This is a genomic window from Sinorhizobium sp. CCBAU 05631, assembly GCF_002288505.1.
In the GTDB taxonomy this organism is placed as follows: domain Bacteria; phylum Pseudomonadota; class Alphaproteobacteria; order Rhizobiales; family Rhizobiaceae; genus Sinorhizobium; species Sinorhizobium fredii_C.
In genome coordinates this window covers 3,111,405-3,125,432 of sequence record NZ_CP023063.1, presented here as the reverse complement: position 1 = coordinate 3,125,432, position 14,028 = coordinate 3,111,405, and the positions used below count along the sequence as shown (strand labels likewise).

Here is a 14,028-nt window from a genome sequence, read left to right as displayed (position 1 = left end):
GAGGCCGAACGGCAGCAGCCGTTTCGGGTCAGTGGAGAAGCCTACAGAAACGAAGTCAACAAAGTCTTTACCATGAAATTGCCGAGTCGTCTTCCTTCGCAAAAAATGGCAAATGACGACTAAAACCGATTCAATTCGCCTGTTTCAGGCTAGAGTGAGGTCCACTCCAAGGAGGTGTTCATGACCGACAAGCGTAAAGTTCGCAAAGCCGTTTTCCCGGTCGCAGGCCTGGGAACGCGTTTCCTTCCCGCCACCAAGGCAGTGCCGAAGGAAATGCTGACGGTCGTGGACAAGCCGGTCATCCAGTATGTCGTCGACGAGGCGCTGGAGGCAGGGATCGAGCATCTGATCTTCGTGACCGGTCGCAGCAAGGCGGTCATCGAGGATTATTTCGACATCCAGGTCGAACTCGACCAGACGCTCCGGGAGCGCAACAAGAAGGCGGAAATCGAGCTGCTCGAAGCCATGCTGCCGAAGGCCGGCACGACGAGCTTCACCCGCCAGCAGGCGCCGCTCGGGCTCGGCCATGCCGTGTGGTGCGCGCGCGATCTCGTCGGCAACGAGCCCTTTGCGCTGCTTCTTCCCGACATGATCATGAAGGGCGAGAAGGGCTGCCTCAAGGGCATGGTCGAGCTCTACGAGCACAGCGGCGGCAATGTCATCGCCGTCGAGGAATGCGCCCCCGACCAGGCGCACAAATACGGGATCGTCGGCGTCGGCGACCGGGTCGGCGACGGCTTCAAGATCACCAAGATGGTCGAGAAACCGGCGCCCGGAACGGCCCCGTCCAACTTCTTCATCAACGGCCGCTATATCCTGCAGCCGGAAATCTTCCCGATTCTCGAGCGCCAGGAACGCGGCGCCGGCAACGAGATCCAGCTGACCGACGGCATGGTGAAGCTTTCCGGCGCGCAGCCCTTCGCCGCCTATCATTTCCGCGGCGAGACTTTCGACTGCGGTGCGAAGGACGGCTTCATCCTCGCAAACGTTGCCTTCGCGCTCGAGCGCGCCGACATCCGCCCGATCGTCGAAGGGCCGCTCAAGACGCTGTTGCATGGATTGAAGTGATCGCTTGCGCTTCGAGCGGATTTGAACGACGGAGACTGGCCGCGTCCCTCTGGCGCGGCCTTTCTCTTTGAAGCGGAATCCGCTTGCTTCAGCGCCGCAGCGTCAGGCCGACGCCGACGCGTGTCGTATCGCTCGAGGGGCCGATATCCCTGTTGGTGCGCTCGTAGCTGACATCGCCGGTGAGCGCCAGATAGCGGCTCATGTCCCAAGTGAGACCCGCGCCGGTCCGCCAGGTGGCCTCGTCGGAGGCGGCGGCATCCGAGGGGAAATCGCGCAATGTCAGGCTGTTCGACAATGTCGCCACCAGTGACGAACGCAGCTGGTGGGTGATGATATTCGTCAGCTCATAGTTGATCGATCCCGGATTGCCCGCTGTCGTGGACGGATCGAGATAGGTCAGGAGCCCGAAGAGCACGTCGGTGCCGCGCTTGGGCGACCAGTTGACCCGCCCGTCGACCGACAGGCCGCCCAAGTCGCCCAGCCGGTCGTCGTCGAGCCGAAACGTCTCATAGCCGAGCGCGAGTTCGCCGTTGAGCTTCTCGCCGAGGTCCACCTCCATACCGGCGCGGCCGGCATAGCTCATGTAGGAACGCTCGAAGCCGAGCGTGTCCCGCCTGAGATCGTAGATGGATTTGCCGACCGAGGCTTCGAGAAAGGGAATGAGGGCCGGCGACAGCTCGTAGCCGAGCCGCCCGGTAAGCGTGCCGGTATTGCGGTTGCGGTCCTCCTGCGACACCGTCGTGCCGTTGTCGAGCTCGACATCGCCATAGGTCTGGCGCTCGAAGTCGAGGCCGAGGGAACCGCGGACGAGGCCGAGGTCGCGCTCGACGGCAGCGCCCAGCCGGTAGGTGTTGACCGCCGATTGCTCCACGGCATTGGCGATAGCGTTCGGATCGTTGGCGTCCTCGCGCTCGAAACTGTAGCCGGCGCTTAACTTGGCCGTCGTTTCGTCGCTCAAGTCGAGGCGCAGTTCCGCATCGACGTCGGCGCGCGGCTCTTCTTCGCCTTCGCCCGATATATTGTCCTGCAGGACGCCTTCGCCGGTGACGCTCAGCTGGTGGCGCGCCCAGTCGGATGTGAGCGTGCCCTTTAGGCCCGTCTCGAGAAAGGTCCGGCTCTGGCTGGCGCTGCCATTCTTCTGCCGCTCGTGATTGAACGTTTCGCTGAGCGCCGGCTTCAGGACGAAGCTGCCGATGCGGATGCCCGGCGCCTGGCCGGCTTCCGGATCGATGCGCATGCGCAGCCCGTCGGTCGTTTCCTCGCGCCGGTTGAGGCGGTTGAAATCCTCGTCCAAGGCCGGGGGCAGATCGGAACTGGCGACGGCGCCGGTCGTCTGGGGATCGGTGGCCGCCGGGGAGGCACCGGTCTCAATCGTGCTGCCAGTGACTGCGGTGGTTGCGGCTTGCGGCGCATCAAGGCTTTGCGCGGTCGCCGTGTGGGCGAAAAGAAGCGCACAGCCCGCCGACAGCCAGGCCCGCTTTCTCGCAAGCGAGGCGCCCGCCGTGATCGAGCGTGAAAACCTGGGCGCCATCTGCCGTTTGTCCGCAAACCTGATTGCAATCGTTTCGCAATCGTAAAGGCACGTGGTTAAGCAATCGTTTCTGAAGCGAAATCAGCCATGAAGATGCGAGGGTTTCAGGCTTGCTCGACGGTCAACTGGCGGCCGCTGCTTGCGACGATGCGCACGCGGGTGCCGGCGGGCAGATCCGGTCCTTCGACCAGCCAGGTCGTATCGTCGAGGCGGACGCGGCCGCGGCCTTCGGCAATCGGCTGCTCGAGCACGGCCGTGCGGCCGACGAGGCTTTCGCCTCGCCTGTTGAGGAGGGGCTCGTCGCTTTCCGACGAGGAGACGACGAAGCGCCGCCCGATCACCACGGAGACGAGCGCGAGCAGCGAGAAGGTGACGAGCTGCACCTCCCAGACCCACAAGGCCGTGTCCCACAGGAGGAGCGACAGGACGCCGGTCAAAAGCGCCGCAAGCGCGATCCAGACGAGGAACACGCCCGGCAAGATCACTTCCGCCGCCAGCAGCAGGAGGCCCAGGACCCACCAGTTCCAGGGGCCGAGCTCGAAGGCGATGCGCTCGATCATCGACCGATCCTCACGCGTTCTCGGCGGGGCCCGGCGCCGGGCCGGTGCGCGGCGTCGACTGGCGCGGGCGAGAAGGAGCGGGCGGCTGCCCGTCGCCGAAGACTTCGCGGGCGATCGCGCCGATGCCGCCGAGCGAACCGATCAGCGAGGAGGCTTCCATCGGCATCAGGACGATCTTCTGGTTGTTGGCGGTGCCGATCGAAGCCAGGGCTTCCGTGTACTTCTGCGCGACGAAATAGTTGATCGCCTGCACGTCGCCGGCGGCGATCGCTTCGGAGACCATGCGGGTCGCCTTGGCTTCCGCTTCCGCCAGGCGCTCGCGCGCTTCCGCCTCGCGATAGGCAGCTTCCCGCTGCCCCTCCGCCTCGAGGATCGCCGATTGCTTGGCGCCTTCGGCGCGCAGGATCTGCGCGTTCCTGGCGCCTTCCGCCTCGAGCACCTGCGCGCGCTTCTCGCGCTCCGCCTTCATCTGCCGGGCCATCGCCTCGACGAGGTCGGTCGGCGGGGCGATATCCTTGATCTCGACGCGAGTGATCTTCATGCCCCAGGGATTGGCCGCCTCGTCGACGACGCGCAGCAGCCGGTCGTTGATCGTGTCGCGGTTGGAAAGCAGCTCGTCGAGATCCATCGAGCCCATGACCGAGCGGATATTGGTCATCGTCAGGTTGAGGAGGGCGTTTTCAAGATTGGCGACCTGATAGGCGGCCTGGGCGGGGTTCAGCACCTGATAAAAGGCGACCGCATCGGCCGATACGCTGGCATTGTCCTTGGTGATGACCTCCTGGGTCGGAACGTCGAGCACCTGCTCCATCACATTCATCTTCGCGCCGATGCGATCGAAGTAGGGGATGATGAAATTCAGACCGGGATCGAGGGTCTTGATATATCGTCCGAAGCGCTCGATCGTGTAACGGTAACCCTGTGGAACCGTCTTGATCCCGGCGAAAAGCGTCAGGAAAACGAGAACGACGAGCGCAATGACCGCATAATCCAAGCCGCCCAAGGACAATCCTCCCTCTTTGCAGCTCCAGACCTGGAGTGCTGCCCGGCCTATGACGTGGCGATTCGCGGGAATAATTCAAGCGAAAGTATCTTTCTGCGTTTGCTACTGCCCGGTGCCGGTTCGAACTTAATAAAGCTCAAACCAGTTGTCGTTTAAGGTCGGTCTTCTACAGGTGATGAAAGGCCGAACGCAGCGCGATGAATGGCATTTGGGGGCAGTTTGTTGGCAACCTTGCATTTGTAAGCCTGTCGATTTCGATCTGGGCGCATCTGTCGATCTGGCTCCGCCGGCGGTTTGCCGGACACGAGAAAATCCTGTTCGGGCTGATGGCCGGCATCGCCTCTATCGGCTCGATCCTGCTGGCCGTGGAATTCAGTTCCGGCATCCATATGGACCTGCGCTACGCACCGCTGGCACTGGCCGGTATGTTCGGCGGTCCGCTCGCGGCGGCCATCGGCGCAACCCTGGCGGCTATTTTCCGGATCGCGCTCGGCGGTGTCGCCGCACCCGATGGCGTGGTGGCGATCATCGCCGTCACGGGCATGGGCCTTAGCGTCAATCCGTTGATGAAGAAGAGATCGCCGACCCTTCTGCATGTCGTCGTGCTCGGCGCGGCGGTCGGAATCCTGCTGGTCGTGCTGATGGCGGTGCTGCCCACTCTGTCGAAGAGCCATGCTTTGGCGACAATGGGTCTGCCCATGGCGGCGATGAATTGCGCTGCGACCATTGTTTGCGGTTTCATCGTGCTGACGACCCAGCACCTGGAACTCGAGCGCAGAATGCTCGAGACGGCGTTCTCGCAATCGCCCGACTATCTCTACGTGAAGGACAGGGACAGCCGCTTCATCACCGTCAACGAGAACATGATCCGCCTCTACCGTATGAGGACGACGGCCGAGATGGTGGGTTTGTCGGATTTCGATCTCCATCCGCGACGGCTCGCCGAGGAGCTTTACCATCGCGAGCAGGAGGTGATGCGCACGGGCGTGCCCCTTATCGATTCCCTCGAACACATCGAGGGCCGCGACCTGCTCGCCTCCAAGGTGCCTCTCCGCGACAGGGAGGGACGGGTGATCGGGCTGGCGGGCGTAACCCGGGACATTACCGAACGCACCGCGCTCGAGCGGGAACTCAGGGAAAGCAAGAACCTGCTCTCCCATGCGATGGCGGGGATGTCCGACGGCTTCGCGATGTTCGACAGGGATGGCTATCTCCTCTTCTGCAACGAGCAATACCGCAGCGCTTTTCCGCTGTCGGGCAGAGCCCGGGTGATCGGTGCGCATATCAGCGACATTGTCCGCTGCGTCGCCGAAACCCGAGAGCGGCTCAACGTGCCTTACGAATCCGTGGATGAATGGATCAGTGAGGCGACTTCCACGTTGCACTGCAACAAGGACGAAGAGGTTCAGCATCAGAACGGCGACTGGCACAGCATCAGGACAAGGCTTGCGCCCGGCGGGACCGCGATGGTGGTCGTCTCGGACATCACCGTCATGAAACAGGCCGAAATGGCACTCAGGCTTTCGGCCGAGCAGTTGAAGAACCTGGCGGAGACGGACGGCTTGACCGGCCTTGTCAACCGCCGCGCCTTCGATGAAGCCTTCGTGCGCGAGGCGGCGAGATGCGCCAGGATCAATACGCCGCTCAGCCTCCTGATGATCGATATCGATCGCTTCAAGGCTTACAACGATACTTACGGACATCCGGCCGGCGATCAGTGCCTGCGTCTTGTCAGCAAGTGCCTTCTGAATTCCGCGCAACGGCCGGCGGATATCGTCGCCCGTTACGGTGGCGAGGAATTTGTCGTGCTGCTGCCGGACACCGACGACAAGGCGGCCGCCATCGTTGCCGAGAAATTCGCCGGTCTGCTCGGCGAGGAGAAAGTCGTCCATGCGCAAAGCGAGTTTGGATCTGTCACGGCAAGCATCGGCATAGCCTCGGCAATCGGGCATATCCTGCAGGCCGAGCCGGGCCGCCTGCTGGCAGGCTAGGCGCAGACCTCGGAGCCAGCGGCAAGGCTTTCCGGCTCAACGATCAGGATCTGATGCGGCGCGTATCATGCGTGCGCATACACGCGGTATTGGATATTCCGCTCACCCAACGAAAGTCTGGCCATGGTCTTCTGATGACGTGAAACCGGAGCGGCGTCATGATTCGGGTGGGTACCAAGTATCAACACCTCGTGCACGGCACTGGCTGCGGCTGCTTCAGCCCCGTTTTACAGCAAGCATCGCGCCGCTTGGAAGAATTTTCCCGCAGGAGCTTTCTTGCTTGTGCGGGTGCCGCGGCCGCCACCGGGATAATGCCTGGGCCATCCTTCGCCCAGGGACCCGCCTCCAAGGTTCTCTTGAGCAAAATCCGGTTGTTCGATGGCAAGTCCAACCTTTGCGGGCCGGGGTTCAGGTCCTGATCGAGGGCAACAGATGCGACGAACAGGGCTCCGCCGTTCGACGCGACCGTGATCGATTGCGGCGATCGCGTTCTGATGCCGGGCATGATCGATGCGCACTGCACACGCTGTATGCCGCAGTTCCCTTGACGGTCATAGCGACTTGCGATCCAGGCTTCGTGTTCTCCGCCTCCACGGCCGAAGCGGAACGGACACTCCTGCGCGGCTTTACCGCCGTCCGTGACCTGGGCAGTCCCGTCTTCTCTTTCAAGCAGGCGATCGACAGCGGCGTGATACCGGGTCCGCGCCTTCGGCGAGGAGGAACTCCGTGCGGCGATTGACGTTGCCCCGGACTGGAACACCTACGTCACTGTCCATGCCTATGCCCCGAACACCGTCCAGCGGGCGATCGCGGCGGAAGTGCGCTGCATCGAGCATACGCATCTGATGGACGAGGACGGCAAGGCTCATGGCCGACAAGGACTCAGCACCCAGCCTTTCCTGTCGACGAAGGATATCGCCCCGCAGGCACGGCCATCGGCCGAACGCATGCAGCAGGTCTTTGCCGGAACGTTCGTAAGCACGGGATCAAGGCGGCATGGGTGTCGGATGTGCTGTTCTCCCCTGAAGTGACGCGGCGCCAGGGCATCATGCTCACCCATCTCAGCCGCTGGTACACCAACGCCGAAACGCGCCGTATGGCGACATCGGTCAATGCGGAACTGCTGGCGCTCTCCAATCTTCGCACGCCTTTTCCGGGCAAGCTCGGCGTCATACAGGAAGGCGCGCTCGCCGATATCCTGGTTCTCAATGGCAATCCGCTCGAGGACATCCGCCTCATCGAAGATCCGGAGAAAAACGTGGCCGTCGTCATGAAAGACGGCCGGGTTCGTAAGAACGCGCTGTAGCGCCTTCAGCCCTCGGGGATCTCGCCCGGCCGATAGTTGGGCAGCTTGCCGGCCGGCAGGATCGTCAGGAGAGCGAGCCCGGCCATCATCAGGAAGCCGAGCTTGAGAGCCCGCAGCCTCGCCTCTGTGTTGATGCGAAGCGCCTCGGCCTTCTGCTCGGGCGTCGCGGTGGTGGCCGAGACTATGCTCCCGAGTCGTTCGTTGCTGACAAAGGTGATGCTGTCGAGGTTCACCTGCGACTGGATCTCGATCGGCAGCGTGGGGTTTTCCGCAAGCTGGCGCATGACCGCCGAACTCAGCAGACCGACAAGCAAGGCACCGGCGACGGCAGTGCCGACGGCGGCGGCAAGGTTGTTTGCCGTCCCCCGGAGCGAACCGACGTCGCCAGCCAGTTCCTTGGGCGAGGACGTGACCAGGACATTGAACAGCAAGGTTACGAGCGACCCCTAGCCGATGCCGAAGAGCACCAGTCCGAAGAGCACGGGAATGGAACTCCAGTCGTTGCGCACGACAAAGGCGAGCCAGATGAGCGCTACGGCACAGAGCCCAAACCCCAAACGGCCGATCTGTCGTGGCGTGACCCTGCCGTAGAAACGGACGATCAGCATGGCAGCGAAGAACACTGTCAGATTGAACGGCAGCATGGCGACGGCGGTAGCGAGCGGCGAACGACCTTGTACGATCTGGATGTAGAGCGGCACCGAAAAGTTGAGGGCGGCCTCGAGCGCGACCACGGAAAGCATGGCGAAGACGGCCGCGCGCTCCTGTGGTGAATCCAGCACGGCGAGCGGCAGAAGAGGGGTGCGATTGGCCGTCTCGCGGCGCCGCGTCCACAGCAGAAATCCCTGGCCGAGCACGATGCCGATGAGCATCAGGATCGGTGCCGGCGACAGGCCAAGCACGTTGAACGGTGCAGTCGGCCGAGCCAGAGCAAGTCCCCAACCGTTCAGATTGTTGAAGCCGAAGCTGATTAGAATCATGCGGCAAGCAGCACGCCGAGGAAGTCGATCCGCACCTCAGGGCGACCGTGATCTGGCTTGAGCCGGAAGCTCAGCAGCAGGACGAGCGCCGAGACGGCGATCAGGATTCCGAAGACCGGCCGCCAGCCGATATAGGTGCCGAGCACGCCGCCGATCAGGAGTGCCAGCACGCCGGCGCCTGCCCGGGCCGATGCCAATGCGCCCAAGGCCGTCGCCTGCTGGGTGCCGTGGTAGTTTTCGGCGATCAAGGCGATGAGGGCGGGAACGATGACGGCGCCGGCGGTACCGCACAGCGCCTGCGCAGTGATCATGGCCGTCGCGTTTGGGCTGAAGGTCATGAGAACCTGCGCCAATCCAAACACAATGACAGCCAGCCGGAAGACGCGCAGCGCACCGAACCGCTGTACGAGCTTTGCACCCAGCATGACAAAGCCCGCGACGATCATCGAGTAGGCAACGATGCCGGTGGCTACCACCGTCGGTGCAACCTGGAAACTTTCGACCATGCCGCCAAGCGCGACGGGCAAGGACGCCACATTGAAAGACATGATCGCCTGGCCGAATGCAATCGCGACCATGGGAATCCAGGAGGCTCGCTCTTCCGCAAGTTCCTGCTGGGCGGATGTCGTCGCGGCCATAGATAGTCCCCCTTTGGACCTGGCGATTTCTTCAGCTAGCTGAAGCGGCGCGCCGGCCATCAACCGGGCGGTGACATCAACAGATCGAGCCCGAGCCGTTGTGACAGGAATTGCGCCACCAATTGTCCCTTGACGCTGTTGCCCGCCTCGTCGAGAGGCGGCGCGAAGGTGCCGAGACCCCCTTTTCCGGGCGAGACAGTAACGATGCCGCCGCCGATTCCGCTTTTGCCCGGCAGCCCGATCTCGTAGAGCCAGTCCCCGGAGGTCTCGTAGAGGCCGGCGGTCAGCATGACCGCCAAGGCATAGTGACAGACTTCGGGTCTGACGATCTGTTCGCGCGTCAGCGGATTGAAGCCGCCATGCGCGAGCGTTGCGCCCATGACGGCGAGATCTTTGGCGCTGACGTTCAGCGAGCATTGCCGGGTATAGAGCTCCGTCGCCTCCATGGGATCGCAATAGATGCGGCCGAGGCTTTCCAGCATCCAGGCAATGCTCCGGTTCCGGGAGTTTGTTCGGGAAGCGGAGTCATCGACTTCATCGTTGACGGACAGCTGCCTTCCGGCAAAGCGAGACAGGCCCTCGCTGATGAAGCGCCATTTCGCTTCATCGGTCGTCGTGGCGATGGCTCCGGCATTGACCATCGGATTGCTGCGGCCCTCCGCGTTGCGCTCGGTCCCGGCAACGGAGTTGAAGGCGTAGCGGTCGCATTCACGCCCAGCCGCTCACGCGCGCCCGTGGCGCCGATCACATCGCAGATCAGAGCGAAGATGAACGGCTTGGAGACGCTCATGAGGGTGAATTCATGTTCCGCGTCTCCGACGGCGAAAACGCGCCCGTCAACGCTCACGACGCAAATGCCGAAGAGATTGCTCGGCACGTGGGCCAGGGCCGGATAGACTTGGGAGTTCTGTCCCAGCGCGACGGAGGCAAAGCGTTCGTGGGCCTGGGTGACCAGGCGTGCGACGTGATCGGACGGCGGAAGGCTCCCTGTCGAGACATAGGAGCTTTGCGGTCGAAGAGGGGATCCAGTAGCTCCACGTGCCCTCCTCACCGGTCGGGCGACCAATGCTACGTTCAACTCACCGGTGTATTCTACATCAGAAGAAAGGGCGCTGCAACTACAGCCAGCCCTCGAGTTCACGACGCACGACGTGGTTGAGCACGGCCATGCCTTCGGCGCTGTCGTTCAGACAGGGGATATGGGCGAACTTCTCGCCGCCATTGTGATGGAAGCTTTCGGCCGCCTGGCCGGCGATTTCTTCCAGCGTCTCCAGACAATCGGAAACGAAGCCCGGATTGATGACGGCGATGCGCTTGACGCCGCCCTTGGCGAGCCTCTCGACCGTCGCGTCCGTATAGGGCTGCAGCCATTCCTCCGGTCCAAAGCGCGACTGGAAGGTCACCTGCAGCTTCTCCTTCGACCAGCCGAGCCTCTCGCGCAAGAGCCGCGCCGTCTTCTGACAATGGCAATAATAGGGATCGCCAAGCTCGAAATAGCTTTTCGGAATGCCGTGGAACGACGCCAGAATGACCTCCGGCTGCCAGTCGAGCCTTGCCAGGTGGCGCTCGATCGACGTGGCGAGCGCGTCGATATAGACCGGGTCGTCGTGGTAAGGAGGGACGGTGCGCAACGCCGGCTGCCAGCGCATCTTCAACAGCGCCTCGAAGGCCTTGTCGTTGACCGTAGCGGTCGTTGCCGCTGCATATTGCGGGTAGAGCGGAAATACCAGGATGCGCTCGCAGCCCTGCTTTTGCAGCGCCTCCATGCGCGAGGCGATCGAAGGCTGGCCGTAGCGCATCGCCCAATCGACGACGACGTGCGGGCGATCGGCGAAGCCTTCGGCCATCAGTGCGGCCTGGTTGCGCGTGTAGGTTCTGAGCCAGCTTTCGTTGATCTCCCTGTTCCAGATCAGCTCATAGGCCTTGCCGACCTTCTGCGGGCGCGTGTTGAGCACGATGCCGTAGAGGATCGGGTACCAGAAGAGGCGCGACCATTCGATGACGCGGCGGTCGCTGAGGAACTCCTTGAGGTAGCGGCGCATGGAAGCGTAATCGGTGCCGTCCGGCGTGCCGAGATTGACGAGCAGGACGCCGACCTTCCCCGATTTAACGGCGGGGTGAGCAGCGGCGGTCGGTTCGGCAACTAGGTCTGTCATCGTCTTCCTCACGGGCGTTTATATGTTTAGCAGCGCCTCTGTTTTCAAATCCTTCTAAAAAGAAAAGCCGGCGCGGGAAAGCCCGCACCGGCCTTTGCCACAGAGGCAAATTGTCTTACTTCGCCGGAATCTCCAGTTCCCTCCCGATCTCGAGCGCGCGCGGGGCCGGATCGCCATTGGCTGCCGCGATTTTCTTCCACTCGAAGCCGTTGCCGTAGAAGGACTCGGCCAAATCCCAGAGCGTGTCGCCCCGGGCGATGACGTGCTTCTGCGGTCCGCCAGCGGCCGATGCGGTTCCGCCCGATGGCTGGGCGGCGGGTGCCGCGGCAGCGCTTTCGGCCGGCTTGGTTTCGGCAGCCGGTTCCGCCGGCGTCGTGCCGGCCGCAGCGGCGACCTCCGAAATGCGGCCGTCCGTATAGGGTTTGAACGGCTGATGCGCCGCAAGATAGTCTGCCAGCACCGTTTCGAGACCCGGACCGTAGTCGTAGGCGTTCTCGCCCTTGGATTTGAAGACCGCGTAGCCGTCGCCGCCGCCGCGCATGAAATTGTTGCTGACGAGCGAATAAGTCTTTTCCGGATCGAGCGGCTTGAAGGCGTCACCCTCCTTCACCTGGATCGAAACAAGGCGGCTGCCGGCGGGCTTTGAACGATCGAAGGAGAATTTGAGGCCGGCCACTTGCGGGAACCGCCCGCCGCCTTCCTCGACCTGGCTGACGCCGTTCTCCAGCGCCGCGCGGATATCGGCACCCTTCAACTGGAAGGTCGCGACGGTGTTCTGGAAGGGCAGCACCGTGATCACTTCGCCCATCGTCACGTCGCCGGCGTCGATCGAGGCCCTCAGGCCACCGCCATTGGTGATGGCGACCGTCACGCCCTGGCCCTTGACGCGGTCGAGCAGGGCATCGGCGACGAGACTGCCCATCTCGCATTCCTTCGCCCGGCAATTCTCGCGCGATCCGTCGATCGGCGCTTCCGTTTTGGCGACGATCTTCGTGCGCAGTTCTTCGATCGGCTTAGCGAGCTCCTTGACGCGCGCGACCACTGCCTCATCCGGCTTGATGGAGAAATCGACTAGGATCGGATCGCCCTTGGCGGCCTTGACGACGCCGCTGTCGTCGAACGTGACGACGAGGTCGCCGAGATACTTGCTGTAGGAGCCCGCCTGGACCACCGGCACCTTGTAGCCGCCGGGGTTGTCGACCATCGTCGGATAGGGGCCTTCGGCCTTCTCGTCGGTGTTGGAGAGGAGGCTGTGGGAATGGCCGCCGACCACGACGTCCACATCCGGGATCTTGGCGATCGCTGCGAGGTCGCGCGGATAGCCGACATGCGTCAGCGCGACGATCTTGTTAAGGCCCTGTTTCTTCAGCTCGTCGACGGCGCTGGTGATCGTCGCCACGTCCTCGCCGATCAGGATGTCCGGGCCCGGCGAGGAGAGCTCCGGCGTGTCGTTGGCGACCGCGCCGACAATGCCGATCTTCTGGCCGCCGAGGTCGAGCACGATCGACGGCTTGATACGGTCGCCGATCTTCGACTTGTGGCTAGGAAGAACATTGGCGGTGACGACGGGGAACTTGACCTTGTCGAGGAAGCTCGCGAGACCGTCCTCGGCTTCGTCGAACTCGTGGTTGCCGACGGTCATCGCGTCGAACTTCATCAGGTTCAGGAATTCCGCTTCCGCCGCGCCCTTGTAGGTGGTGAAGAACAGCGATCCTTGAAAGTTGTCGCCGGCATTGAGCAGAAGCACGTTCTTGCCGGTAAGCTCCTGGCGCTTCTGGTCGATCAGCGTCTTCAGACGGGCGACGCCGCCGAAGCACTCGTTCTTGCCTTCCTCCTCGGCCGAGCAGGTCGAATCGAACTTGTTGATCGACTCGATGCGCGAGTGCAGATCGTTGATATGCAGGATGTTCAATTCGTAATCGGCGAAGGCGGCGCCCGATGAAAGGGCGAGAAGGGATGCGGTGATGAGGCCGGTCCGCATGGATTTGATCATGATGTTCTCCTGTTGCCTGTCGTCTTCAGCCGATTGCAGGCCCCAGTCGGAAATCATCGCCCGGCCGAGGCATTTCAGCAGGCCGGATGTTTTCATCAGTCGCGCCGGACTTCAAGCGCTAAACACGTCTCTTCTTTGCCGGATTCCAAGTAGGGTTAAGCCGGCTCAGAAACAAAAGAAGCCTCCGGTCGGAGGCTTCTTTGACATGCATTGTCGGATCTCTGCTCAGCCCTGGCGGGCGAGCGAGAATTGGGCGCCTGCATCCGTCGTGCAGTTCAGCTGCGCCGGTGATACGAGCGCGCAGTTGACCCTGGATTGGGTATTCCTGACCAGAGAGGTCATGTTGATCTCGACGAGCGTCGGGCTGACATTCACATAGGTGCCGGAAGCGAGAAGCTGGTTGGTGTCGGTGGTGCGCGTCGAGAAGGTGCCGCCGGCAAAGGTAGAGATAATGCCGTTCGGATCGACCCAGGCGCCCTCCACGCCGCTCGCCCGCGCCTGCGGCGCCTGGCGGATTTCCCTCGGAGACGACTGGCAGGATGCAAGCGCCGTGGCGGTTGCGAGAATGGTCAGTATGGCGAGTGGCTTCATCGGCGTTTCTCCCGCGTCACGAGTTGAAGCGGAATGCAAACGCAATGCCGCTACAGACTTCTGTTCGCCCCGCTCTACCGCATAATTCGCTCCGCCGGAACCGGCTTGACGGCAAATTGAGCAGCGGAACAGCGTTCCAGGGCGACTTTGTACGCCGGGCGTTGCGCCCAAGCCGCAGGAGGCTTTCGATTTCGCCGTTCAGTTGTGAGCT

At 62.7% G+C, this 14,028-nt stretch carries 12 protein-coding genes and 1 pseudogene; 3 read left to right on the top strand and 10 right to left on the bottom strand.

The genetic code is table 11. The features are described 5' to 3' along the window. The first annotated feature begins 180 nt into the window (after window positions 1-180). Window positions 181-1,068 (top strand): UTP--glucose-1-phosphate uridylyltransferase GalU, encoded by an 888-nt coding sequence (gene galU / locus SS05631_RS15345; RefSeq protein ID WP_037420256.1) that lies wholly within the window; start codon window positions 181-183, stop codon window positions 1,066-1,068. 88 nt (window positions 1,069-1,156) lie between these two features. Here galU and SS05631_RS15340 read toward each other — a convergent pair whose 3' ends face one another. The 3 genes from SS05631_RS15340 to SS05631_RS15330 form a co-directional block, all read right to left on the bottom strand. Continuing rightward, window positions 1,157-2,599, bottom strand: a complete 1,443-nt coding sequence (locus SS05631_RS15340) for an outer membrane beta-barrel protein (protein ID WP_037420253.1) — start codon at window positions 2,597-2,599, stop codon at window positions 1,157-1,159. A gap of 104 nt (window positions 2,600-2,703) precedes the next feature. Continuing rightward, complete coding sequence (locus tag SS05631_RS15335; RefSeq protein WP_037420252.1) at window positions 2,704-3,159, bottom strand: NfeD family protein; 456 nt, start codon at window positions 3,157-3,159, stop codon at window positions 2,704-2,706. A 10-nt stretch (window positions 3,160-3,169) separates the two neighbouring features. Next, window positions 3,170-4,162: an SPFH domain-containing protein gene (locus tag SS05631_RS15330; RefSeq protein ID WP_086022757.1), complete on the bottom strand. Its 993-nt coding sequence runs from the start codon at window positions 4,160-4,162 to the stop codon at window positions 3,170-3,172. Between the two features lie 197 nt (window positions 4,163-4,359). Between SS05631_RS15330 and SS05631_RS15325 the strand changes: the two genes are divergently transcribed. After that, window positions 4,360-6,153: a diguanylate cyclase gene (locus SS05631_RS15325; RefSeq protein WP_083854103.1), complete on the top strand. Its 1,794-nt coding sequence runs from the start codon at window positions 4,360-4,362 to the stop codon at window positions 6,151-6,153. Window positions 6,154-7,153: 1,000 nt separating this feature from the next. Next, the gene (locus tag SS05631_RS31920) at window positions 7,154-7,459 is read left to right on the top strand and encodes a hypothetical protein (RefSeq protein WP_234819792.1); all 306 of its coding nucleotides are present in this window, start codon (window positions 7,154-7,156) and stop codon (window positions 7,457-7,459) included. A 5-nt stretch (window positions 7,460-7,464) separates the two neighbouring features. Here SS05631_RS31920 and SS05631_RS31915 read toward each other — a convergent pair whose 3' ends face one another. The 7 genes and pseudogenes from SS05631_RS31915 to omp10 all read right to left on the bottom strand — a co-directional run bounded on the left by SS05631_RS31915 (window position 7,465) and on the right by omp10 (window position 13,817). Next, window positions 7,465-7,890 (bottom strand): hypothetical protein, encoded by a 426-nt coding sequence (locus SS05631_RS31915; protein ID WP_245369157.1) that lies wholly within the window; start codon window positions 7,888-7,890, stop codon window positions 7,465-7,467. 15 nt (window positions 7,891-7,905) lie between these two features. After that, window positions 7,906-8,439, bottom strand: coding sequence for a hypothetical protein (locus SS05631_RS31910; RefSeq protein WP_244412185.1), 534 nt, complete (start codon window positions 8,437-8,439; stop codon window positions 7,906-7,908). Continuing rightward, window positions 8,436-9,077 (bottom strand): MFS transporter, encoded by a 642-nt coding sequence (locus SS05631_RS31905; RefSeq protein WP_244412183.1) that lies wholly within the window; start codon window positions 9,075-9,077, stop codon window positions 8,436-8,438. Before SS05631_RS31905 ends, SS05631_RS31910 begins: the two co-directional genes overlap by 4 nt. A gap of 59 nt (window positions 9,078-9,136) precedes the next feature. Then, window positions 9,137-9,954 (bottom strand): annotated as a pseudogene (glsA, locus tag SS05631_RS15310) (glutaminase A). Window positions 9,955-10,195: 241 nt separating this feature from the next. Continuing rightward, entirely contained in the window at window positions 10,196-11,233 is a 1,038-nt protein-coding gene (gene hemH, locus SS05631_RS15305) for a ferrochelatase (protein WP_037420248.1), read from the bottom strand. Between the two features lie 115 nt (window positions 11,234-11,348). Then, window positions 11,349-13,226, bottom strand: coding sequence for a bifunctional UDP-sugar hydrolase/5'-nucleotidase (locus SS05631_RS15300; RefSeq protein ID WP_037420367.1), 1,878 nt, complete (start codon window positions 13,224-13,226; stop codon window positions 11,349-11,351). A 225-nt stretch (window positions 13,227-13,451) separates the two neighbouring features. Then, complete coding sequence (gene omp10, locus SS05631_RS15295; RefSeq protein WP_037420246.1) at window positions 13,452-13,817, bottom strand: outer membrane lipoprotein Omp10; 366 nt, start codon at window positions 13,815-13,817, stop codon at window positions 13,452-13,454. Window positions 13,818-14,028 lie beyond the last annotated feature (211 nt).

Excerpts from the sequence above, each read along its gene's own strand:
- SS05631_RS15340 (WP_037420253.1), bottom strand. The coding sequence starts at position 2,599 with ATGGCGCCCAGGTTTTCACGCTCGATCACGGCGGGCGCCTCGCTTGCG.
- SS05631_RS31910 (WP_244412185.1), bottom strand. The coding sequence starts at position 8,439 with ATGATTCTAATCAGCTTCGGCTTCAACAATCTGAACGGTTGGGGACTT.
- hemH (WP_037420248.1), bottom strand. The coding sequence starts at position 11,233 with ATGACAGACCTAGTTGCCGAACCGACCGCCGCTGCTCACCCCGCCGTT.
- SS05631_RS15300 (WP_037420367.1), bottom strand. The coding sequence starts at position 13,226 with ATGATCAAATCCATGCGGACCGGCCTCATCACCGCATCCCTTCTCGCC.
- SS05631_RS31905 (WP_244412183.1), bottom strand. The coding sequence starts at position 9,077 with ATGGCCGCGACGACATCCGCCCAGCAGGAACTTGCGGAAGAGCGAGCC.
- galU (WP_037420256.1), top strand. The coding sequence starts at position 181 with ATGACCGACAAGCGTAAAGTTCGCAAAGCCGTTTTCCCGGTCGCAGGC.
- SS05631_RS15335 (WP_037420252.1), bottom strand. The coding sequence starts at position 3,159 with ATGATCGAGCGCATCGCCTTCGAGCTCGGCCCCTGGAACTGGTGGGTC.
- SS05631_RS15325 (WP_083854103.1), top strand. The coding sequence starts at position 4,360 with ATGAATGGCATTTGGGGGCAGTTTGTTGGCAACCTTGCATTTGTAAGC.
- omp10 (WP_037420246.1), bottom strand. The coding sequence starts at position 13,817 with ATGAAGCCACTCGCCATACTGACCATTCTCGCAACCGCCACGGCGCTT.